Genomic DNA, 17872 nt, shown 5'->3' on the forward strand with positions numbered 1-17872 from the left:
ATGGGAGCCCGCGGGGCGGGCGCTGGTGGCGGCGGGGACGCGGGGCCGCCTAGAGGTAGGAGTAGACGTCCTCGAGCGTGAGCCCCCTGGCGATCATGAGCACCTGCGCGTGGTACATGAGCTGCGAGATCTCCTCGGCGAGCTCGGCCTTGCTCTGGTGCTCGGCCGCCATCCAGACCTCTGCGGCCTCCTCGACGATCTTCTTGCCGATCGCATGGACCCCGGCGTCCAGCTCTGCGACCGTGCCCGAGCCCTCGGGTCGCTCGATCGCCTTGCGGGTCAGCTCTGCGTACAGGTCCTCAAAGGTCTTCACGAGGGTCAAGCCTATCGAAGGCGGGACGCGCCTCGTGGCGCGTCCCGCCAGCCGGTCACAGCGCGCGCAGCGCGACGGCGGTCGCGACGGCTGCCTCGACGGCCTCGGCGCCCTTGTCCTCGCTCGAACCGGGCAGTCCGGCGCGGTCGAGAGCCTGCGCCTCGTCGTCGGTCGTCAGCACGCCGAAGCCGACGGGCACGCGGCTGCGCACGGAGACGTCGGTGAGGCCCTGGGTGACGCCCTGGCACACGTAGTCGAAGTGCGGCGTCCCGCCGCGGATGACGACGCCGAGGGCGACGATCACGTCGTAGCCCTGGTAGGCAGCGGTCGCGGCGGCCACCGGGAGCTCCATCGAGCCGGGGACGCGAACCTCGACGACGTCGGTGACGTTGCACTCCGCGAACGCTCGGCGCGCGCCCGCGATCAGGCCGTCCATGACCTGGGTGTGCCAGCTCGCCGCGACCAGCGCCGCGCGCAGGCCCGTGCCGTCGGTCCGGATGGTCGGTGCTCCTGCTCCGCTCATCGAGCGTCCTCCTCATGGTCGGCGGCGGTCTGCGCCGCGTTCGTGGTCGTGATCGTGGTCGGCACCTCGATGGTGTCGAGCACGTGGCCCATGTGGACCTTCTTGGTCACCAGGTAGTCGTGGTTGTGCGGGCCGTGGCCCACCTCGAGCCGGATCGTGCTGGACACGGTGATGCCGGCGGCGCGCAGGCCGACGACCTTCGCCGGGTTGTTCGTCAGCAGGTCGATCTCCGTGAGGCCGAGCTCGGCGAGGACCGCGGCGGCGGCTCCGTACTCGCGGCGGTCCGCGGGCCAGCCGAGCTCGAGGTTCGCCTGGACGGTGTCGAGACCGGCGTCCTGCAGCTCGTACGCACCGATCTTGGCGAGCAGTCCGATACCCCGGCCCTCGTGCCCGCGAAGGTAGACGACGGCGCCCCCGCGCTCGGCGACGGTGCGCATCGCTGCGTGGAGCTGCGGGCCGCAGTCGCAGCGCAGCGAGCCGAACGCGTCACCGGTGAGGCACTCGGAGTGCACGCGGACGACGGGACGCCTCGCGGGAGCGGACGGCGCCGCGGCGGGGACGAGGGCGACGTGCTCCGCGCCGGTGCGCAGGTCACGGAACCCGAGCACCCGGAAGTCTCCGTGCGCCGTCGGCAGGGACGCCTCTGCCGTGCGCGCGACGCGCGTGCTGGCATCGCCGTCGGGCGCCGGCGCCTCGCGGACGGGGTCGTTCGCCGCCCGCCACGCGATCAGGTCGGCGATCGTGAGCAGCACGAGGCCTTCCTTCTCGGCGAGGGCTGCGGCGTCGGGCAGGCGCATCATCGTGCCGTCGTCGTTCACGAGCTCCGCGATCGCGCCCACCTCGCCGAGGCCGGCGAGGCGCACGAGGTCGACCGCCGCCTCGGTGTGCCCGGCGCGGTGCAGGACACCGCCGGGCACGGCGCGCAGCGGGAGCACGTGGCCCGGGCGGATGAGGTCCTCGGCGCCTGAGCCGGGCGCCGCGAGGACGCGCAGCGTCCGGGTCCGGTCGGCAGCAGAGATCCCGGTCGTCACGCCCGTCGCAGCGTCGACCGTGACCGTGTACGCCGTGCGCCTGGGGTCCTGGCTGTGCGGCACCATGAGCGGCAGGTCGAGCGCGTCGGCCCGCGCCGCAGGCATGGGTGCGCAGAGGTAGCCCGACGAGTGCCGGATCGTCCACGCGACCCACTCCGCCGTCGCGGTCGACGCCGCGAGGACGACGTCCGCCTCGTTCTCCCGTTCCGGTGAGTCGGCGACGAGGACAGGACGCCCCGCGGCGAGCTCTGGGAGGGCCTCCTCGACGGTAGCGAGCCTCATGAGCGGGCCTCCAGCAGTCGTTCGACGTACTTGGCGATCACGTCGACCTCGAGGTTCACGCGGTCCCCGGGTTCCAGTGCGCCGAGGTTGGTCGCCTCGAGCGTCGTGGGGATGAGCGAGACGCCGAAGCTCTCGTCGGACACGTGCGTGACCGTGAGCGACGTGCCGTTGACGGCGACCGAGCCCTTCGTCGCCACGTACCGCAGGAGGTCGGCAGGTGCGGCGAGGACGAGGTCGTCCCAGCGCGGTCCGGGCGTGCGGGAGACGAGGTGGCCGACTCCGTCGACGTGACCCTGGACGATGTGCCCGTCGAGGCGCCCGCCGGCGCGGGCGGCGCGCTCCAGGTTCACCCGGGAACCGGGCCGCAGGTCGCCGAGCGTCGTCAGTCGCAGCGTCTCGGGCATGACGTCGGCCGCGAACGTCCCGGCGGGCTCGTCGGTCGTCGTGACGGTGAGGCAGACGCCGTCGACCGCGATCGACGCGCCGTGCACGGTGCCGGGGACGACGACGGGGCCGCGCAGGACGAGCCGCGAGTCCGTGCCGAGGTCCTCGACGGCGACGACCTCGCCGACCTCCTCGACGATTCCGGTGAACATCAGGCCTCCTGGGGGTGCGTGGAGCGGACGGGCTGGGGGCGGGCGACGACGAGGACGTCGGGCCCGAGGGGCTGTGTGCTGAGCGTCTCGAGGCGCAGGGCCGCGTCAATCGTCGTGACACCGAGGTCGGCGAGAGCGGACGGACCTGCGCCGAGCAGGACGGGAGCGACGTAGGCGTGCACCTCGTCGACGAGGCCAGCGCGCAGGAACGCGGCCGCGAGCGTGGGCCCACCCTCGACGAGCAGGTGCCGGACCTCGCGCGCGGCGAGCTCAGCGAGTACGACGCGCACGTCGTGGGTCCGCACGTGCACGAGCGGGCCGCCGGGTGCGGTGCGCAGCCGGGCACGCGACGGCACGTCCCGGTGACCGACGACGACCCTGACCGGCTGATGCCCGTCCGGGTCCGCGTCGCCGGGCGTGCGCGCGGTGAGCGTCGGGTCGTCCGCGAGGACGGTCGCCGTGCCGACGGCGATCGCGTCGACGGTGCGGCGCACCCTGTGCGCGTGCGCGCGGCTCTGCGCCGAGGTGATCCAGCGGCTCGTGCCGTCGATCGCGGCGACGCGACCGTCGAGGCTCGTCGCGGTCTTGAGCGTCACGAAGGGGCGCCCGGTCGTGACCGCGTGCAGCCAGACCCGCAGCAGGTCGTGCCCCGGGCCTGCGCCGTCCTCGAGCGGCCCGGGGACCTGGACGCCAGCGGCACGCAGGCGCTCTGCTCCCCCGGCGGCGGCCGGGTTCGGGTCCGGGACGAGGTGGACGACCTCGGCGACGCCCGCGGCGATCAGGGCCTCGGCGCACGGGCCGGTCCGGCCCGTGTGGTTGCACGGCTCGAGGGTGACGACCGCGGTGGCACCCCGGGTGTCGTGGCCGCGGCGGCGGGCGGCGGCGATCGCGTCGACCTCGGCGTGGGCCGTGCCGGAGCCGCGGTGGTATCCCGTCCCGAGGACCGCGCGGGGGGCGTCTGACGGTGCTCCGTCCACGCGCGGCGCGAGCAGGACGCAACCGACGCGAGGGTTGGGCCCGTGCGCTGGTCCGAGCGCGGCGAGGCGCAGGGCGACGTTCGCGGCGTCGACGAGCGTCACGGCAGACGGCGCTGTGCCCGCGTCGGTGTCCAGGGTGCTCATGCTGCTCCCGAAGGTCAGCTCCGGGGTGAGGATCGGCAGCACGATCCGCGCAGGGGCGCGCGACGAGGAGGGTCGCTGCCGCTGCGACACGTACGCCTCTCATCCGGACTTTGACCGTCGGTCCTGGAGTTCCACCAGGTCGGCCATCACCTCCGCTCCGGGTGGAACGGACGATCAGGTTCGCGGACTATCACCGCCGGCTCGGAATTTCACCGACCCCGGAGCACGTGCTCGACCTCAACCATCCCACATCCGACGGCGTGCGAGCAGCATCGTGTCGCACGTCTCGGTGTGCGGACCGTCCGTTCCCGCACGCCCGCACGTGCAGGACGGGTCAGTGCTGGTGCGCCGACGCCATGCGCCGGAGGGTCTCGATCTCGCCGGGGATGTCGTCGGCGCCGTACACCGCGGAACCGGCGACGAACACGTCCGCGCCCGCCTCGGCGGCCCGCTCGATCGTGCTCCGGGACACGCCGCCGTCGATCTGGAGCTGCAGCGACAGCTCGGACGAACGGATCGCCTCGCGCACACGGCGGATCTTCGGGAGCGTGCCCTCGATGAACGACTGGCCGCCGAAACCGGGCTCGACCGTCATGACGAGCACCATGTCGAACTCCGGGAGGAGGTCGAGGTACGGCTCGACGGGCGTGGCGGGCCGCAGCGCGAGAGCCGCGCGCGCACCGAGCCGTCGCAGCTCGCGCGCGAGCCGGACGGGCGCGGTGGCGGCCTCCGCGTGGAACGTGACCGACGCGGCGCCAGCCTCCGCGAAGCCGGGGGCCCAGCGGTCGGGGTCCTCGATCATGAGGTGCACGTCGACCGGCACGGGGCTGACCTGCACGATGCGCTCGACGACGGGCAGGCCGATCGTCAGGTTCGGCACGAAGTGGTTGTCCATGACGTCGACGTGCGCGGCGTCGGCCGTCGCGATCGCCTGGAGGTCACGCTCGAGGTTCGTGAAGTCGGCGGAGAGGATGCTCGGGTTGATCGCGATGCCCATGCGGTCAGCCTAGCGGCGACCGCCCGGGCGCGGCCGCCCTGGTCAGCGTGTACGCCGCAGGAGAGTCAGGTGCATCGCGTCGGTCCCGTGCACGTGCGGCCACAGCTGCACGTCGCTCCGGTCGCCGACGTCGATCGGCGAGACGCTCACCTCGCGCACGGCCGCCGCCGCGTCGACGCGCTCGACGTCGTCGCGCTCCCGCAGGACGTCGTCGACGACGACGCGCGTCTCTGCGAGGTGCGGCGAGCACGTCACGTAGCCGACGACGCCCCCGACGCGGACCGTGCCGAGCGCCGACCGCAACAGCTCGCGCTGCAGCGCGGCGAGCGCAGGAACGTCCGACGGCTCGCGGCGCCACCGCGACTCGGGGCGGCGGCGCAGCGCGCCGAGGCCCGTGCACGGCGCGTCGAGCAGCACGCGGTCGAACGCCCCGGGCTGCTCCTCACCGAACCGGCGGCCGTCGCCCACGACGACGTCCTCGACCGCATCCGCAGGGACCGCGGCGAGCGCGCCCTCGACGAGCCGTGCACGGTGCGGAGCCACCTCGTTCGCGACGAGCCGCGCACCCTGCTCCCCCGCGAGCGCCGCGAGCAGCGCCGCCTTGCCGCCCGGCCCGGCGCACATGTCGAGCCAACGCTCGTCCGGGCCCTCGACCGGCACGGAGGCGAACGCGAGCGTCACGAGCTGTGACCCCTCGTCCTGCACGCCCGCAGCGCCTGCGCGGACCGCCGGGATGCTCGACGGGTCGGACCCGGGCAGCACAGCCGCCGTCGACGCGAACCGGCCGGCGACCAGTGCGCCGTCGTCCCCGCCGAGCGCCTCGAGCGCTTCCTCGCGCAGCTGCGCGACGTCGAGCAGGCCGGGGCGGGCGACGAGCGTCACGCGAGGCGAGTCGTTGTCTGCCTCGAGCAGCGCCTCGAGCTCGCTCGCCTCGCGACCGTTGCCCGCGAGCGAGTCGCGCAGAGCACGAGCGACCCAGACGGGGTGCGACCCGAGCAGCGCGGCGCGTGCGACGTCGTCGCTCTCCTCAGCAGCGAGCCGCTGCCACCACTCCTCGGCGGGGGTCGCCGCGACCTTGCGCAGGACCGCGTTGACGAGCTGGGCGCTGCCCGTACCTACGTGCGCGCGAGCAAGTCCGACGGTCTCCGACACGGCCGCGTGCGCCGGCACGCGCATCCCGAGGACCTGGTGGACGCCGAGGCGCAGCACGTCGAGCACGGGAGGGTCGACCTGGTCGAGCGGCCTGGTGAGGCACTTCGCGAGCACGGCGTCGTAGCGCCCGCGCAGGCGCAGGGTGCCGTAGGTCAGCTCGGTCGCGAACGCAGCGTCGCGCCCCTTGAGCCGCGCGCGGCGCAGCGCGGGCGGCAGGACGAGGTTCGCGTACGCGTCCGCCTCGGCCACCTCGCGGAGCACCTCGTACGCGACCTCGCGAGCCGGGTCGGAACCGCGACGACGCTGAGACGGCGCGAGGGCGCCCCGCTGCTCGGGTCGACGGACCGCACCACGCTCGTGGCCGCGCGCGTTGCGCCGCCGACCGCCGTCGTCCGGAGGCCCCGCGGTGCTCACAGCGCCCCCAGCACGGTGCCGGGCTCGAGGCGCGCACCGCGCGCCCAGTCCGCAGCGGCCATCTTCTTCTTGCCGACCGGCACGACGTCACCGAGCCGCACGGCCGACGTCGCTGTCCCGACGAGCACCTCGCGCTTGGAGACCTGGACCTCGCCCGGGGCGAGGCCGGTCGTGTCTGCGACGGGCTGTACCGGCCCGAGGCCGAGGCGCTCGCCGCTCGGGAGCGTCGTCCACGCGCCCGGTGCGGGCGTGCACGCGCGGACGCGCCTGTCGACGGCGAGCGCGGGGACGCCCCAGTCGACCTGGGCGTCGGCGGGCGTGAGCTTCGCGGCGTGCGAGACGCCGTCAGCGGGCTGGGCGACCGGGCCGAGCTGGTTGCCGGCGAGACCGTCCATCGTCGCGACCATGAGCGGCGCGCCCGCGGTCGCGAGACGCTCGAGCAGCTCGCCCGACGTGTCGCGCGGGCGGATGGTCTCGGTCAGCGTGCCGAGCACGGGGCCGGTGTCGAGGCCCTCGTCGATGAGGAACGTCGTCGCGCCCGTCACCTCGTCACCCGCCATGAGCGCGCGCTGCACCGGGGCGGCCCCGCGCCAGGCGGGAAGGATCGAGAAGTGCAGGTTCACCCAGCCGATGCGCGGGATCGCGAGCGCCTCGGGTCGCAGCAGCTCGCCGTACGCGACCACCGCCGCGCAGTCGAGATCGAGCTCGCGCAGGCGCTCGAGCACCTCGGGGTCGCGAGGCCGTCCGGTGATGACCTCGATGCCGAGCTCTTCGGCGCGCACGCGCACGGGGCTCGGCACGAGCCTGCGCCCACGGCCCGCCGGGGCGTCCGCCCGGGTGAGGACCGCGACGACGTCGTGCGGCGAGGCCACGAGGGCGTCGAGCGTGGGGACGGCGACGTCAGGCGTGCCGGCAAACAGGAGGCGCATGGTCACCCATCCTAGGCGTCGGACGCCCGCCCGCCCGGGCCCGGACGCACGCGTGGGGTGGGACGGCGGTCACCGTCCCACCCCACGCTCGTCGTCGAGGTCAGGCCTCCAGGCGGTTGCGGCGGGCGAGGCCCGTCGCCGCCGCACCGATCGCGAGAGCCGTCAGGACGCCACCACCGAGGGCGAGCGACGTCGTCGGGCTCTCCTCGACGTCAGCACGCAGCTTGGCGTTGCCGTCGGCGACCTGCGTCGTGCCCGAGCTCAGCTCGGCGGCACCCGCGGACAGCGTCGCGCTGCCCGCGGACAGCTGCTCTGCGCCGTCAGCGAGGGACGTGCTGCCCTCGGCGAGACGACCAGCGCCATCGGCCAGCTCGCTGCTGCCCTCGGCGAGCTGGCCGGCGCCGGCGTCTGCCTCGCTGAGGCCGTCGCGCAGCGTGATCGCACCGGTCGCGAGACGCGACGTGCCCGACTGCAGCTCCGTGGCCCCGGATGCGAGCGCACCGTTGCCCTGGGCGAGGGACACCGCGCCCTCGCGCAGCGTGCCTGTGCCAGCAGCCAGCGTGCCCGCGCCGCTGCGGAGGTCACGCGCTCCGGCGTACAGGCTCGACGCGCCGTTCTTCAGCTTGCCCGCGCCCGCTGCGAGAGCGTCGGTGCCCTTGACCAGATCCTTGGCGCCCTTGGCGAGAGCCGTGCTGCCGTCGGCGATCGCACCAGTACCGGTCGTGAGCGGACCGGTCGCCGCAGCAAGCTTCCCGGTGCCGGCCTTGAGGTCCGCGGCACCGGCGGCGAGATCCTTGCTGCCACCGACGAGCGGCTTGAGCGCCTCGTCGCGGAACTTCACGCTGCCGCCCTGGAGACGCTTGGCACCCGCGAGGGCACCGTCGAGCTTCGTCGCGAAGCCGTTGGCCTGGCGGCTGATCTCCTGCGCCCCGGCCTTCGCGTCGCCCACGCCGTCCTTGAGGCCGCTGATCATCTCGGCGAACCTCGGGATCTCGGCTCCGGTGAGCTCGTTGTCGGCGAGCATCGCCTCGATCTGCTCGAGCGTGGGGATCGCCGTGTCGAGGCCGCTGTCGAGCAGGTCGGCGCCAGCGGCGAGCCCGCGCGCTCCTGCGGGCGCAGCCGCGAGGCCGCCAGCGAGCTGGTCGGCACCGGCGACGATGCCCTCGTCACCCGCGAACGCGGCGAGCGCGCCCTGCGCACCGTCGCGCAGCGCGATCGCGCCGTCGGAGACCTTGCCGGCACCAGCGTCCGCGGACTTGATGCCCGCGGCAAGGGTCCCGGCGGAGGAGTTGAGCCTCGTGCTGCCGTCGGCGAGCTTGTCGGCGCCTGCCTTGAGGCTCTTCGCACCGTTCTTCACGGCGACCGCGCCGTCGGCGGCCGCGGCGGCGCCGGTCGAGAGCGACTTGGTGCCCTTGGTGAGGGTGCCCGTCCCGGCGTGGAGCTTCGAGGCGCCAGCGTCGAGCGAGCCGGCGCCCTCAGCGAGGCGTGACGCGCCCGACGAGGCCTGGGCGGCCCCCTGCGCGAGTCGTGCTGCGCCCGCGTCCGCAGACTGGAGCCCGTCGGCGAGCGTCGTCGAGCCGTCGACGAGCTTGCCGGTGCCATCCGCGAGCGAGCCGGCGCCCTCCGCGAGGCGGTTAGCGCCCTCGTTGAGCGTGCCGGCGCCCGTCTTGAGGTCGGCTGCGCCGGTCGCCAGCGTCGTGGCTCCCTCGGCTGCCGTGCTGGCGCCTTCCGCGAGCGTGGCCGCACCTTCGTCGACCCGGCCGGAGCCGTCGGACAGCTTGATCGACCCGTCTCGCACCTTCCCGTGGAAGACGAGCAGGAACGTGATCAGGGCGATCGCGGTGAGGGCGAGGAGGACGTGGCCGATCACGTGCATCGTGGTGGCCAGTGAGGATCTGGGTGCGGCTGAGCGGGGCGAAGTCATGGGCGTTCCTGTCCGCGGCCGTCGTTGGCGCGCGTTTCTCAGCAGCCGGAGGCTGTCGTCGGTCTGTTTCGGGCACGCTCGCGCCACGCGGTGGCGAGGTCGCGATGCGCTGGTGGGTCAGGGCGAGACGCTCGTCGTTGAGCGTCCGGGTCGGGCGGCGGTCGCCGCAGGCCGGCAGGGGTCTCTCCTCCCCGCCCGGCGGGCCGTGCTGGAGGATAAGTGATACTTGAAGTACTAGGTAACTCTGCAAAGAGCCTACCAAGAACCGTCGCGTCTGTGAACTGAATCACACGCTCGGCGTGGCGAGATCACCCCGTTCTGGGGCATTCCGAGCGTTGACCTGCGGCGAGACGCTCCGCGAAGCAGCCCTCGTCGACGGCCGCGACCTACCCGTCGAGGCCGGTGGGACCTTGGTCCGGGCCTCAGCGCGGAAGATCGGTGTACGCGTCCAGCACGACGCGCGCGTAGACCTTTGCTCCCGAGGGGTTCGGGTGCACACCGTCCGCGGCCAGCCCCTCGCCCTTCTTAGAGATCGCGCCGCTCCAGTCCGCGACGACGACGTTCGGGTAGTCCTTCGCGGCGCGCGCCAGCTCCTTGTTCGTCCCCTTGATCCACGACCGCGCCCCGTAGGCGTTGACGAAGATCACCCGACGCTCGGGGCCCACAGCCTCCATCACGTCGGCGACCTGGTCGCGCCGCAGGGTCGTGTTCGTCGCGAGCGACAGGACGACGACGTCACGCAGCCGTCCCTTCTTCTCGAGGTTGGCCATGATGCCCGGCGCCGCGAGCATCGAACGGGACACCTCGGCGTCGATCGCCGCGTCGGGGAGGACCTTCGCGAGCTCCTCGGCGCTCGCGAGGGTCACCGAGTCCCCGATGATCGTCACGTCCGCGCCGGTCAACGGCGCAGGCTCGGTCCGCTCCGGGGAAGGCTCGGCCGAAGCGCCCGGACTTGCGCTCGGGGTGGCCGACACCTTCGGGTCCGCGGCCTTGCCCGGCTCGGTCGACGCGGGCGCTCCGGGAGTCTCGGTCAGCGCGGGCGGAAGGGTCGTCGGCGCCGACTCGAACGCGACCCCGATCCCCTTCTCGATCTGCTCCTCGATCGCCGAGACGGACGGGGCCGTCGCGATAGCGACGCCCGCGCCGACGACGGCGAGGCTCGTGAGCGCGGCTAACGCGGCGCCACGCGCGCGCAAGCGGCGCTGAGGAGCGGCGAGCGGGACGGGCGCGCTCTGCGAGATCGCGCCGGCAGACGTCGTCGCCCAGGCGCCGAGGGCCTGGGCCGCGCCGGCGAACCCGAGCTTCTGCACCGGCACCTCGACCCAGCGGTAGGACAGCCCGGCGAGGACGAACGTCACGATGATCGTCAGCACCCACACGAGGTAGACGCCCGTCCCCTCGACGTACTGCTTCGCGAAGATCTGCGTCAGGAGCACGAAGACCGGCCAGTGCCACAGGTACAGGCCGTAGCTGCGTCGCCCGACCCACACGAGCACCGGGCTCTCGAGCCAACGGTGGACCGTGCCACCGCGGAGCAGCGCGGCGATCACCGCCGCGGAGCCGAGCGAGGCGAGGAGGAGGCCTCCACGATACGTCCACGCCGACTCCCACGGCAGCACTGCGGCGAGGACCGCGATCGCGGCCAAGCCCGCGGCCGCCATGACCGTCGGCCGGGGCAGCCGGACGGGTGACCCGCGACGCTCGGCCGCGGGTCGCGCGAACCAGAACGCGAGGGCGACGCCGAGCATGAGCCCGAAGAGGTGGGTGTCCGTGCCGTAGTAGACGCGGGTCGGGTCGGTGTCGGGTGACCAGACCACGCTCATCGCGACAGCGGACGCAGCCGCAGCAGAGAGGCCGAGCAGCACGCCGACAGGACGCCAGCTGCGGCGGAACCGCAGGACCAGGAGCGCCACGAAGGGCCAGAGGAGGTAGAACTGCTCCTCGACCGCGAGCGACCACAGGTTGGCGAACAGCTGCGGGCTGAGCGCGGCGAAGTACGTGTCCTCCCCCGCGATCGACACCCAGTTGCTCGAGAACGTCATGGCGCCGAACGCCTGCCGGTCCAGGTCGACGCGTACGTCACCCCCGACGACGAGGGCGGCCGAGGCGCCGACGGCGAGCACGAGCGAGAGAGCCGGCAGCAGACGACGGGCACGCTTCGCCCAGAACGTCCCGAGCGCGAGGCGTCCCGTGCTGGCGTGCTCGCGCACGATGCCGGTCGTGATGAGGAAGCCGGAGATCACGAAGAAGACGTCGACCCCGACGAAGCCGCCCGGCATCGCGGTCGGGGCCAGGTGGAACGCCAGGACCAGCAGGATGGCGATCGCGCGCAGGCCGTCCAGGCCCGGGATCCAGCGCCGGTGGGGCTCAGGACTCCTTGCGTCGCCTGCCTCCGCGACCTCCGTGACGGCGGTCGCCTCGAGCTCCATGGTGCGTGGTTCTGTCACAGCGTTGGTCGTGCCTCCGAGCTTGCCCCTGCTTGCGTCATCCAGTCTCGCACGGTCCGGCCACCGACCGGCCGAGCGCCGCACGGCGTTCCGTCACACGAGCTCGGCGACGTCCATCTGGACGTGGACGTGACCTTGCTCGCGCCGTGCGCCGCGGACCGCGACAGCCTCCTTGAGGGCGAGCGCCAGGGCCCTGCCTTGACCACGCGGCACTCGGACGATCGCCCGGACGGGCTCCTCGTCGTCGCCCAGGAGGCCCTGCCGACTGCCTGTACCGTCCTGCCCGGGCAGTGCGATCGGGCCGAGCACCGCGCCGCCGTCGGGCAGGCGAAGCCGGGCGAGCATCGCCTCGACCGCGGGTCGCGCACCCGTGAGCGCGCCGACCCGCAGCGCGGGCGGCAGGCCGAGCTCGGTGCGCTCGTCGAGGTCCCGCGCCGCGAGGCCAGCCGGGTCCCAGCGGACCAGCGCCCCGGTGACGACCGGGTCGCCGTCGCCGACCACCATCACCTGTCCCCCGTCACTCGGGGTCCGGGTCAGGCTCGCGGCGGAGATCCACCGGTGCAGGGCGTCCTGCCGTACGCGCAGGCCGGTCCCGAACGTGAGGACGGCGGCGTCGAGCAGGAGGCAGGCTGCGTAGCCGCCCGCGGCGACCGGTTCGGCCCCTGGCGTCGAGACGACGAGCGCGGGCTTCGAGGTGACGAGGTCGAGCACGCCCGACGCCGTCCCCGTCCCGGAGACCTTGACGGTCACGCCGGGAAACGCGCGACCGAGCTCCTCGGCGGTTCGTTCGGACCCGACCTGGACCGAACGCAGCGCGGTCCCGTCGCACTCGCTGCACCGCCAGGCCGCGGCGAGCCGCCCGCACCACGTGCACTGCGGCGCACCGCCGTCGGCGGGCAGTCCCAACGGGCCGTGGCACACCGCGCAGCGCGCGGGCTCGCGGCACCGCTGACAGGCGACGACCGGGATGTAGCCGCGCCGCGGCACCTGGACCAGGACCGGGCCACGAGTCAGCCCGTCCCGGACGAACCGCCAGGCTGCCGACGGGATGCGGGCGGCTGCGCCCGGTCCCTCGGACGCCAGCTCGACGCTCGTCATCGCGCGGACCCGCGGAGCGCGCGCCCGGACGACGTCGCGCGGCGCGGCGATCTCGCGCGCCCAGCCGGAGGCGAGCAGCGCCTGCGCCTCGACCGAGCGGCTCGTCGAGCCGACGAGGAGCGCGCAGCCCGTGAGCTCGCTGCGCAGCGCGAGCACCTCGCGCGTGTGCGGGTACGGGGCCCGAGCCTCGGCGTGGCTCTGGTCCAGGTCGTCCCAGCAGACCGCGAGGCCGAGGTCGGGCACGGGCGCGAAAGCCGCGGCTCGCGTGCCGATCGCGATCGACACCTCGCCGCGGCTGAGGGCGAGGAACGAGCGGTAGCGCTGCTCGGCGCCGACGTCGGCGAGCAGGCGCACGTAGTGCCCCCGCGCGTGCCCTGGTGCGTCCTGCCAGAGACCCGCGGCATCGAGGGCTCGCGACAGGCGGTCGACATCACGCTTGTCGGGCAGGACGACGAGAGCACCGCGTCCGGCTCGTCGTGCGACGAGCACCGCGTCGACGAGAAGCTCCTCCCAGCCCTCGCTCGCGACCGTCGGGTCGTCGCCGTCAGCGGTCCAGCGCCCCGGGAGCGCCGACCAGACGGCACGCGGGGCCCCTCCTTGCGCGAGGTGGCGGAGGAACGCCTCACCACCGGCGTACGCCGCCCACGGGCTGCTCGCGTCGGCGGACGATCGTGCGGGAGGGAGCGGCACGCCGTCGGCAACGTGCGGCTCGGCCTCTGTGCGCGCGTGGCGCGGCGGCACCGCGAGGCGCAGGACGTCCGCGAGCGAGCCGGCGTAGTGGTTCGCGACGGCGCGGCACAGCGCAAGGACCTCGGGGACGAGGACCCGCTCGGCGGAGACGACGCGCCGCACCGGGCTCAGCCGCCCGTCGTGCCCGCTCGCGTCGCTCCGGCTCACGACGAAGCCGTCGAGATCCTGCGCGCCGAAGCGCACCTTCACCCGCACGCCCGGCTGGGCGACGGCATCCATCGTGGCAGGGACGAGGTAGTCGAACGTCCGGTCCAGGTGCGCCGCGGGGACGTCGACTGCGACCTGGGCGACGGGGAGGTTCTCCGCGGGGATCAGGGCGTCGCCCCCCACGCCTGTCTTGCGGGCGCGCTTCCGGGGCGGCGCGAGCCCGGGGAGCGTCAGCTGCTCGGGCTCCCCCGCGCCGCCGACCTCGCCCTCAGCGGCGCTCGGTCGCTCCGTCGGCACTGCGACTTCAGACGGCGGACTGCAGGTCCGCGACGCGGTCCGTGCGCTCCCAGGTGAACTCGGGGAGCTCGCGTCCGAAGTGCCCGTAGGCCGCGGTCTTGCGGTAGATGGGGTGCAGCAGGTCGAGGTCGCGCACGATCGCTCCGGGACGCAGGTCGAAGACCTCCTGGATCGCACGGCTCAGGCGGTCGAGCGGCACGGTCTCGGTGCCGAACGTCTCGACGTAGACGCCGACCGGGTGGGCGCGCCCGATCGCGTACGCGACCTGGACCTCGCAGCGCGTCGCGAGGCCCGCGGCGACGACGTTCTTGGCGACCCAGCGGGTCGCGTAGGCGGCCGAACGGTCGACCTTCGACGGGTCCTTGCCCGAGAACGCGCCGCCGCCGTGGCGGGCCATACCGCCGTACGTGTCGACGATGATCTTGCGTCCGGTCAGGCCGGCGTCCCCCTGCGGGCCCCCGATCTCGAAGATGCCGGTCGGGTTCACGAGCAGGTTGTACCGCGCGACGTCGAGGTCGAGGTCGGCGGCCTCGAGGACGGGGCGGACGACCTGGAGGTCGACGGCCTCGCGGAGCTCGTCCTGACGGACCTCCGGCGCGTGCTGGGTCGAGAGGACGACCGTGTCGAGGCGCACGGCCCGGTCGCCGTCATAACCGATCGTGACCTGCGTCTTGCCGTCGGGGCGCAGCCCCGGGATCTCACCGGAACGGCGCACCTCGGCGAGGCGCTCGGAGAGTCGGTGCGCGAGCCAGACCGGGACCGGCATGAGCTGCGCGGTGTCGGAGCACGCGTAGCCGAACATGAGGCCCTGGTCGCCCGCGCCCTGCTGGTCGAGCGGGTCGTGGTCGCTCGCGTCGAGGCGCATCTCGAGGGCCTTGTCGACGCCCTGCGCGATGTCCGGGGACTGCTGACCGATCGAGACCGAGACGCCGCACGAGTCGCCGTCGAAGCCGATCGACGACGACGTGTAACCGATGTGCTTGACGACAGAGCGGACGATCTGCGGGATCTCGACGTAGGCCGAGGTCGACACCTCTCCCGCGACGTGCACGAGCCCGGTCGTCACCATCGTCTCCACGGCGACCCGCGCCTGCGGGTCCTGCTCGATGATCGCGTCGAGGATGGAGTCGGAGATCTGGTCGCAGACCTTGTCCGGGTGTCCCTCGGTGACGGACTCCGAGGTGAAGAGGCGTAGCTGATCGGTCATGGGATCAGCGTAGACGCCGGGGCGGACAACGCCGGAACGCGTCCACGATGAGAGGTCAGCCGTGGACGAGCAGCGGCACGACGGCGTCGAGGATCGCGTCCGCGACGTCGCGCTTGGTACCCGTCGCCTCCGCGCATACGGTGCCGTTCCGGTCGAGCACGTGCACGGTGTTGTCCGCCGCCCCGAAAGCCCTGCCCCCGGACACGTCGTTGACGACGAGCAGGTCCGCGCCCTTGCGGCGCGCCTTGGCCTGCCCGAGCGCGAGCACGCCGGTCTCGGCATCCCCGGTCTCGGCAGCGAAACCGACGACCACCTGGTCCGCACGGAGACGGTCCTGAGCGAGCTCTGCGAGGATGTCCGGGTTCTCGACGAGGGTGATCGTGGGCGGGGGTGAGCCGGCGACCTTCTTGATCTTGCTGTCGGGGACCGTCTGCGGGCGGAAGTCGGCGACCGCGGCCGCCATGACCACGACGTCGGCCTCCGCGGCGGCGGCGCGGACGGCGTCGCGCAGCTCGAGCGCGCTGCCCACGGGTGTCACGGTGACCCCGTGGGGGGCAGGGACGAGCAGGTTGGCCGCGACGAGGTGCACGTCAGCACCCCGGTCGCGAGCGGCCTCGGCGAGCGCGACGCCCTGGCGGCCGCTCGAGCGGTTGCCGAGGAAGCGCACCGGGTCGAGGGGCTCCTGCGTGCCGCCAGCGCTGATGACGACGCGGCGGCCGGCGAGGTCGAGGGGGCCCGACGCCGACGGCGCGGCGACGAGACCGAGTGCCGCGGCTGCGATCTCCTCGGGCTCGGGGAGCCGCCCGGGGCCCGAGTCGGCACCGGTGAGGCGCCCGACCGCCGGGTCCAGGACGGTGACGCCCCGCTCGCGCAGGGTCGCCACGTTGGCCCGCGTCGCGGGGTGCAACCACATCTCGGTGTGCATCGCCGGGGCGAAGAGCACCGGGCACCGCACCGTCAGGAGGGTCGCGGTAAGGAGGTCGTCCGCGCGCCCGGCTGCTGCCCGTGCCATGACGTCGGCCGTCGCCGGGGCGACGATCATGAGGTCCGCGGCCTGGCCGATGCGCACGTGGGCGACGTCGGGCACGTCCTCGAAGACGCGGTCCGTCACGGGCTCGCCCGAGAGCGCCTCCCACGTCGCGCGCCCGACGAACTCGAGGCTCGTCGCGGTCGGCAGGACGCGGACGCTGTGTCCCGCCTCCTTCAGGAGGCGGAGCAGCAGGACAGACTTGTACGCGGCGATGCCCGCGCTGACGCCGAGCAGGATCCTCACGAGGGCTCGCCGGGCAAGGTCACCGAGGGCTCAGCCCTCGGTCTCCTCGGTGTCGCGGACGGTCAGCAGACCGGCGTTGATCTCACGCATCGCGATCGAGAGCGGCTTCTCCTGGTTGCGGGTCTCGACGAGCGGACCGACGAACTCGAGGAGGCCCTCGGAGAGCTGCGAGTAGTAGGCGTTGATCTGGCGGGCCCGCTTGGCCGAGTACACCACGAGGGCGTACTTGGAGTTCGCGCGCTCGAGCAGGTTGTCGATGGGCGGGTCGGTGATGCCCGTGGGCTGGGCAACGGTTCCAGACAAGATGATCTCCGAGCTTCGTTCCGAGGTTGTCGCGGACCACCGCCGGCTGAGCCGGGCAGGGCAGGTGCGACCAGCAAATCATGCTATCAGGCGGCCGCCCGTCAGCGGTGGAGCGCCACCTAGCCGTCGACCGGGCGCGGCTCGAGCCCGATCACGCTGACGAGCTCGTCGGTCGCACGGTGGACGTCGTCGTTGATGATGACGTGGTCGAACTCCGACTCGGCAGCGAGCTCCACGCGGGCGGTCGCGAGGCGACGCTCGCGCTCTTCAGGCCCCTCGGTCCCGCGACCGACGAGACGACGTTCGAGCTCTTCCCAGCTCGGGGGCGCGAGGAACACGAAGCGGGCGTCGGGCATGGTCTCGCGCACCTGACGTGCGCCCTGCAGGTCGATCTCGAGCAGGGCGGGCTCACCTGCCGCGAGCCGAGCCTCGACCGGACCGCGCGGGGTGCCGTAGCGGTTGCGGCCGTGGACGACGGCGGACTCGAGAAGCTCGCCCTCGGCGTCGAGGCGGTCAAACTCCTCGGTCGTGAGGAAGTGGTAGTGGACGCCGTCGATCTCGCCCGGGCGCGGGGCCCTCGTCGTCGCGGAGACGGAGAGCCACACCTCGGGGTACCGCGCCCGCAGGTCTGCGGAGACGGTGCCCTTCCCTACTGCGGTCGGGCCCGCGAGGACGGTGAGCCGGGCAGGTGCTGCATGCAGTTGTGCGTCCACGGTGGAAATGTCAGCCGAACCTCTCGATGAGCGCCTCGGCCTGGTGGGGTCCGAGTCCGCGGATACGGCGCGACTGCGCGATCCCGACCTCGGTCATGATCGCCTGCGCCTTGACCTTGCCCACCCCCGGGAGCGACTCGAGCAGGGCGACGACCTTCATCTTGCCGATCACGTCGTCGGTCTTCCCTGCCTCGATCACGGAGGAGAGCGAGCCTTGAGAGTACTTCAGGCGGTTCTTGATCTCGGCACGCGCCTTGCGAGCCTCTGCGGCCTTCTCGAGTGCGGCCGCACGCTGCTCGGGTGTCAACGGTGGGAGCGCCATGGGTATCACCTTCCTGAACTGGGGCAAGACCTG

General features: G+C 73.4%; 16 protein-coding genes and 1 riboswitch. All 16 genes read right to left on the minus strand.

Annotated features, from left to right (window positions below; genetic code table 11):
• Nucleotides 1-49: 49 nt before the first annotated feature.
• The 16 genes from ATL41_RS01505 to mihF all read right to left on the minus strand — a co-directional run bounded on the left by ATL41_RS01505 (nt 50) and on the right by mihF (nt 17839).
• Complete coding sequence (locus tag ATL41_RS01505) at nt 50-313, minus strand: phosphoribosyl-ATP diphosphatase (protein ID WP_098456888.1); 264 nt, start codon at nt 311-313, stop codon at nt 50-52.
• Between the two features lie 55 nt (nt 314-368).
• On the minus strand, nt 369-836 hold the full coding sequence (gene ribH, locus ATL41_RS01510; RefSeq protein WP_098456889.1) for a 6,7-dimethyl-8-ribityllumazine synthase: 468 nt from the start codon (nt 834-836) through the stop codon (nt 369-371).
• A complete protein-coding gene (ribB, locus tag ATL41_RS01515) occupies nt 833-2149 on the minus strand; it encodes a 3,4-dihydroxy-2-butanone-4-phosphate synthase (RefSeq protein ID WP_098456890.1) in 1317 nt (438 codons plus the stop codon). Before ribB ends, ribH begins: the two co-directional genes overlap by 4 nt.
• Nucleotides 2146-2745: a riboflavin synthase gene (locus ATL41_RS01520; RefSeq protein WP_098456891.1), complete on the minus strand. Its 600-nt coding sequence runs from the start codon at nt 2743-2745 to the stop codon at nt 2146-2148. Before ATL41_RS01520 ends, ribB begins: the two co-directional genes overlap by 4 nt.
• Nucleotides 2745-3866 carry a bifunctional diaminohydroxyphosphoribosylaminopyrimidine deaminase/5-amino-6-(5-phosphoribosylamino)uracil reductase RibD gene (ribD, locus tag ATL41_RS01525; protein ID WP_098458858.1) on the minus strand — a complete coding sequence of 374 codons (1122 nt, stop codon included), beginning with the start codon at nt 3864-3866 and terminating at the stop codon, nt 2745-2747. Before ribD ends, ATL41_RS01520 begins: the two co-directional genes overlap by 1 nt.
• Before the next feature lie 87 nt (nt 3867-3953).
• A riboswitch (FMN riboswitch) is annotated at nt 3954-4096 on the minus strand.
• Nucleotides 4097-4200: 104 nt separating this feature from the next.
• Nucleotides 4201-4863: a ribulose-phosphate 3-epimerase gene (gene rpe, locus ATL41_RS01530; protein WP_098456892.1), complete on the minus strand. Its 663-nt coding sequence runs from the start codon at nt 4861-4863 to the stop codon at nt 4201-4203.
• Nucleotides 4864-4905: 42 nt separating this feature from the next.
• Nucleotides 4906-6429 (minus strand): RsmB/NOP family class I SAM-dependent RNA methyltransferase, encoded by a 1524-nt coding sequence (locus ATL41_RS01535; protein WP_098456893.1) that lies wholly within the window; start codon nt 6427-6429, stop codon nt 4906-4908.
• Entirely contained in the window at nt 6426-7358 is a 933-nt protein-coding gene (gene fmt, locus ATL41_RS01540; RefSeq protein WP_098456894.1) for a methionyl-tRNA formyltransferase, read from the minus strand. The genes ATL41_RS01535 and fmt overlap by 4 nt, the downstream gene beginning before the upstream one ends.
• A 100-nt stretch (nt 7359-7458) precedes the next feature.
• A complete protein-coding gene (locus ATL41_RS01545; protein ID WP_169924477.1) occupies nt 7459-9228 on the minus strand; it encodes a YhgE/Pip domain-containing protein in 1770 nt (589 codons plus the stop codon).
• A 476-nt stretch (nt 9229-9704) separates the two neighbouring features.
• Nucleotides 9705-11729: an acyltransferase family protein gene (locus tag ATL41_RS01550; protein WP_143556549.1), complete on the minus strand. Its 2025-nt coding sequence runs from the start codon at nt 11727-11729 to the stop codon at nt 9705-9707.
• 93 nt (nt 11730-11822) lie between these two features.
• The gene (locus ATL41_RS01555) at nt 11823-14021 is read right to left on the minus strand and encodes a primosomal protein N' (protein ID WP_098456897.1); all 2199 of its coding nucleotides are present in this window, start codon (nt 14019-14021) and stop codon (nt 11823-11825) included.
• 7 nt (nt 14022-14028) lie between these two features.
• A complete protein-coding gene (gene metK / locus ATL41_RS01560) occupies nt 14029-15228 on the minus strand; it encodes a methionine adenosyltransferase (protein WP_098456898.1) in 1200 nt (399 codons plus the stop codon).
• A 55-nt stretch (nt 15229-15283) separates the two neighbouring features.
• Nucleotides 15284-16501 (minus strand): bifunctional phosphopantothenoylcysteine decarboxylase/phosphopantothenate--cysteine ligase CoaBC, encoded by a 1218-nt coding sequence (gene coaBC, locus ATL41_RS01565; RefSeq protein ID WP_098456899.1) that lies wholly within the window; start codon nt 16499-16501, stop codon nt 15284-15286.
• Nucleotides 16502-16531: 30 nt separating this feature from the next.
• Complete coding sequence (rpoZ, locus tag ATL41_RS01570) at nt 16532-16804, minus strand: DNA-directed RNA polymerase subunit omega (RefSeq protein ID WP_098456900.1); 273 nt, start codon at nt 16802-16804, stop codon at nt 16532-16534.
• Between the two features lie 119 nt (nt 16805-16923).
• A complete protein-coding gene (gmk, locus tag ATL41_RS01575; protein ID WP_425432642.1) occupies nt 16924-17517 on the minus strand; it encodes a guanylate kinase in 594 nt (197 codons plus the stop codon).
• Between the two features lie 10 nt (nt 17518-17527).
• On the minus strand, nt 17528-17839 hold the full coding sequence (gene mihF, locus ATL41_RS01580; RefSeq protein WP_098456901.1) for an integration host factor, actinobacterial type: 312 nt from the start codon (nt 17837-17839) through the stop codon (nt 17528-17530).
• Nucleotides 17840-17872 lie beyond the last annotated feature (33 nt).

Source organism: Flavimobilis soli, assembly GCF_002564025.1.
Classification (GTDB): domain Bacteria; phylum Actinomycetota; class Actinomycetes; order Actinomycetales; family Cellulomonadaceae; genus Flavimobilis; species Flavimobilis soli.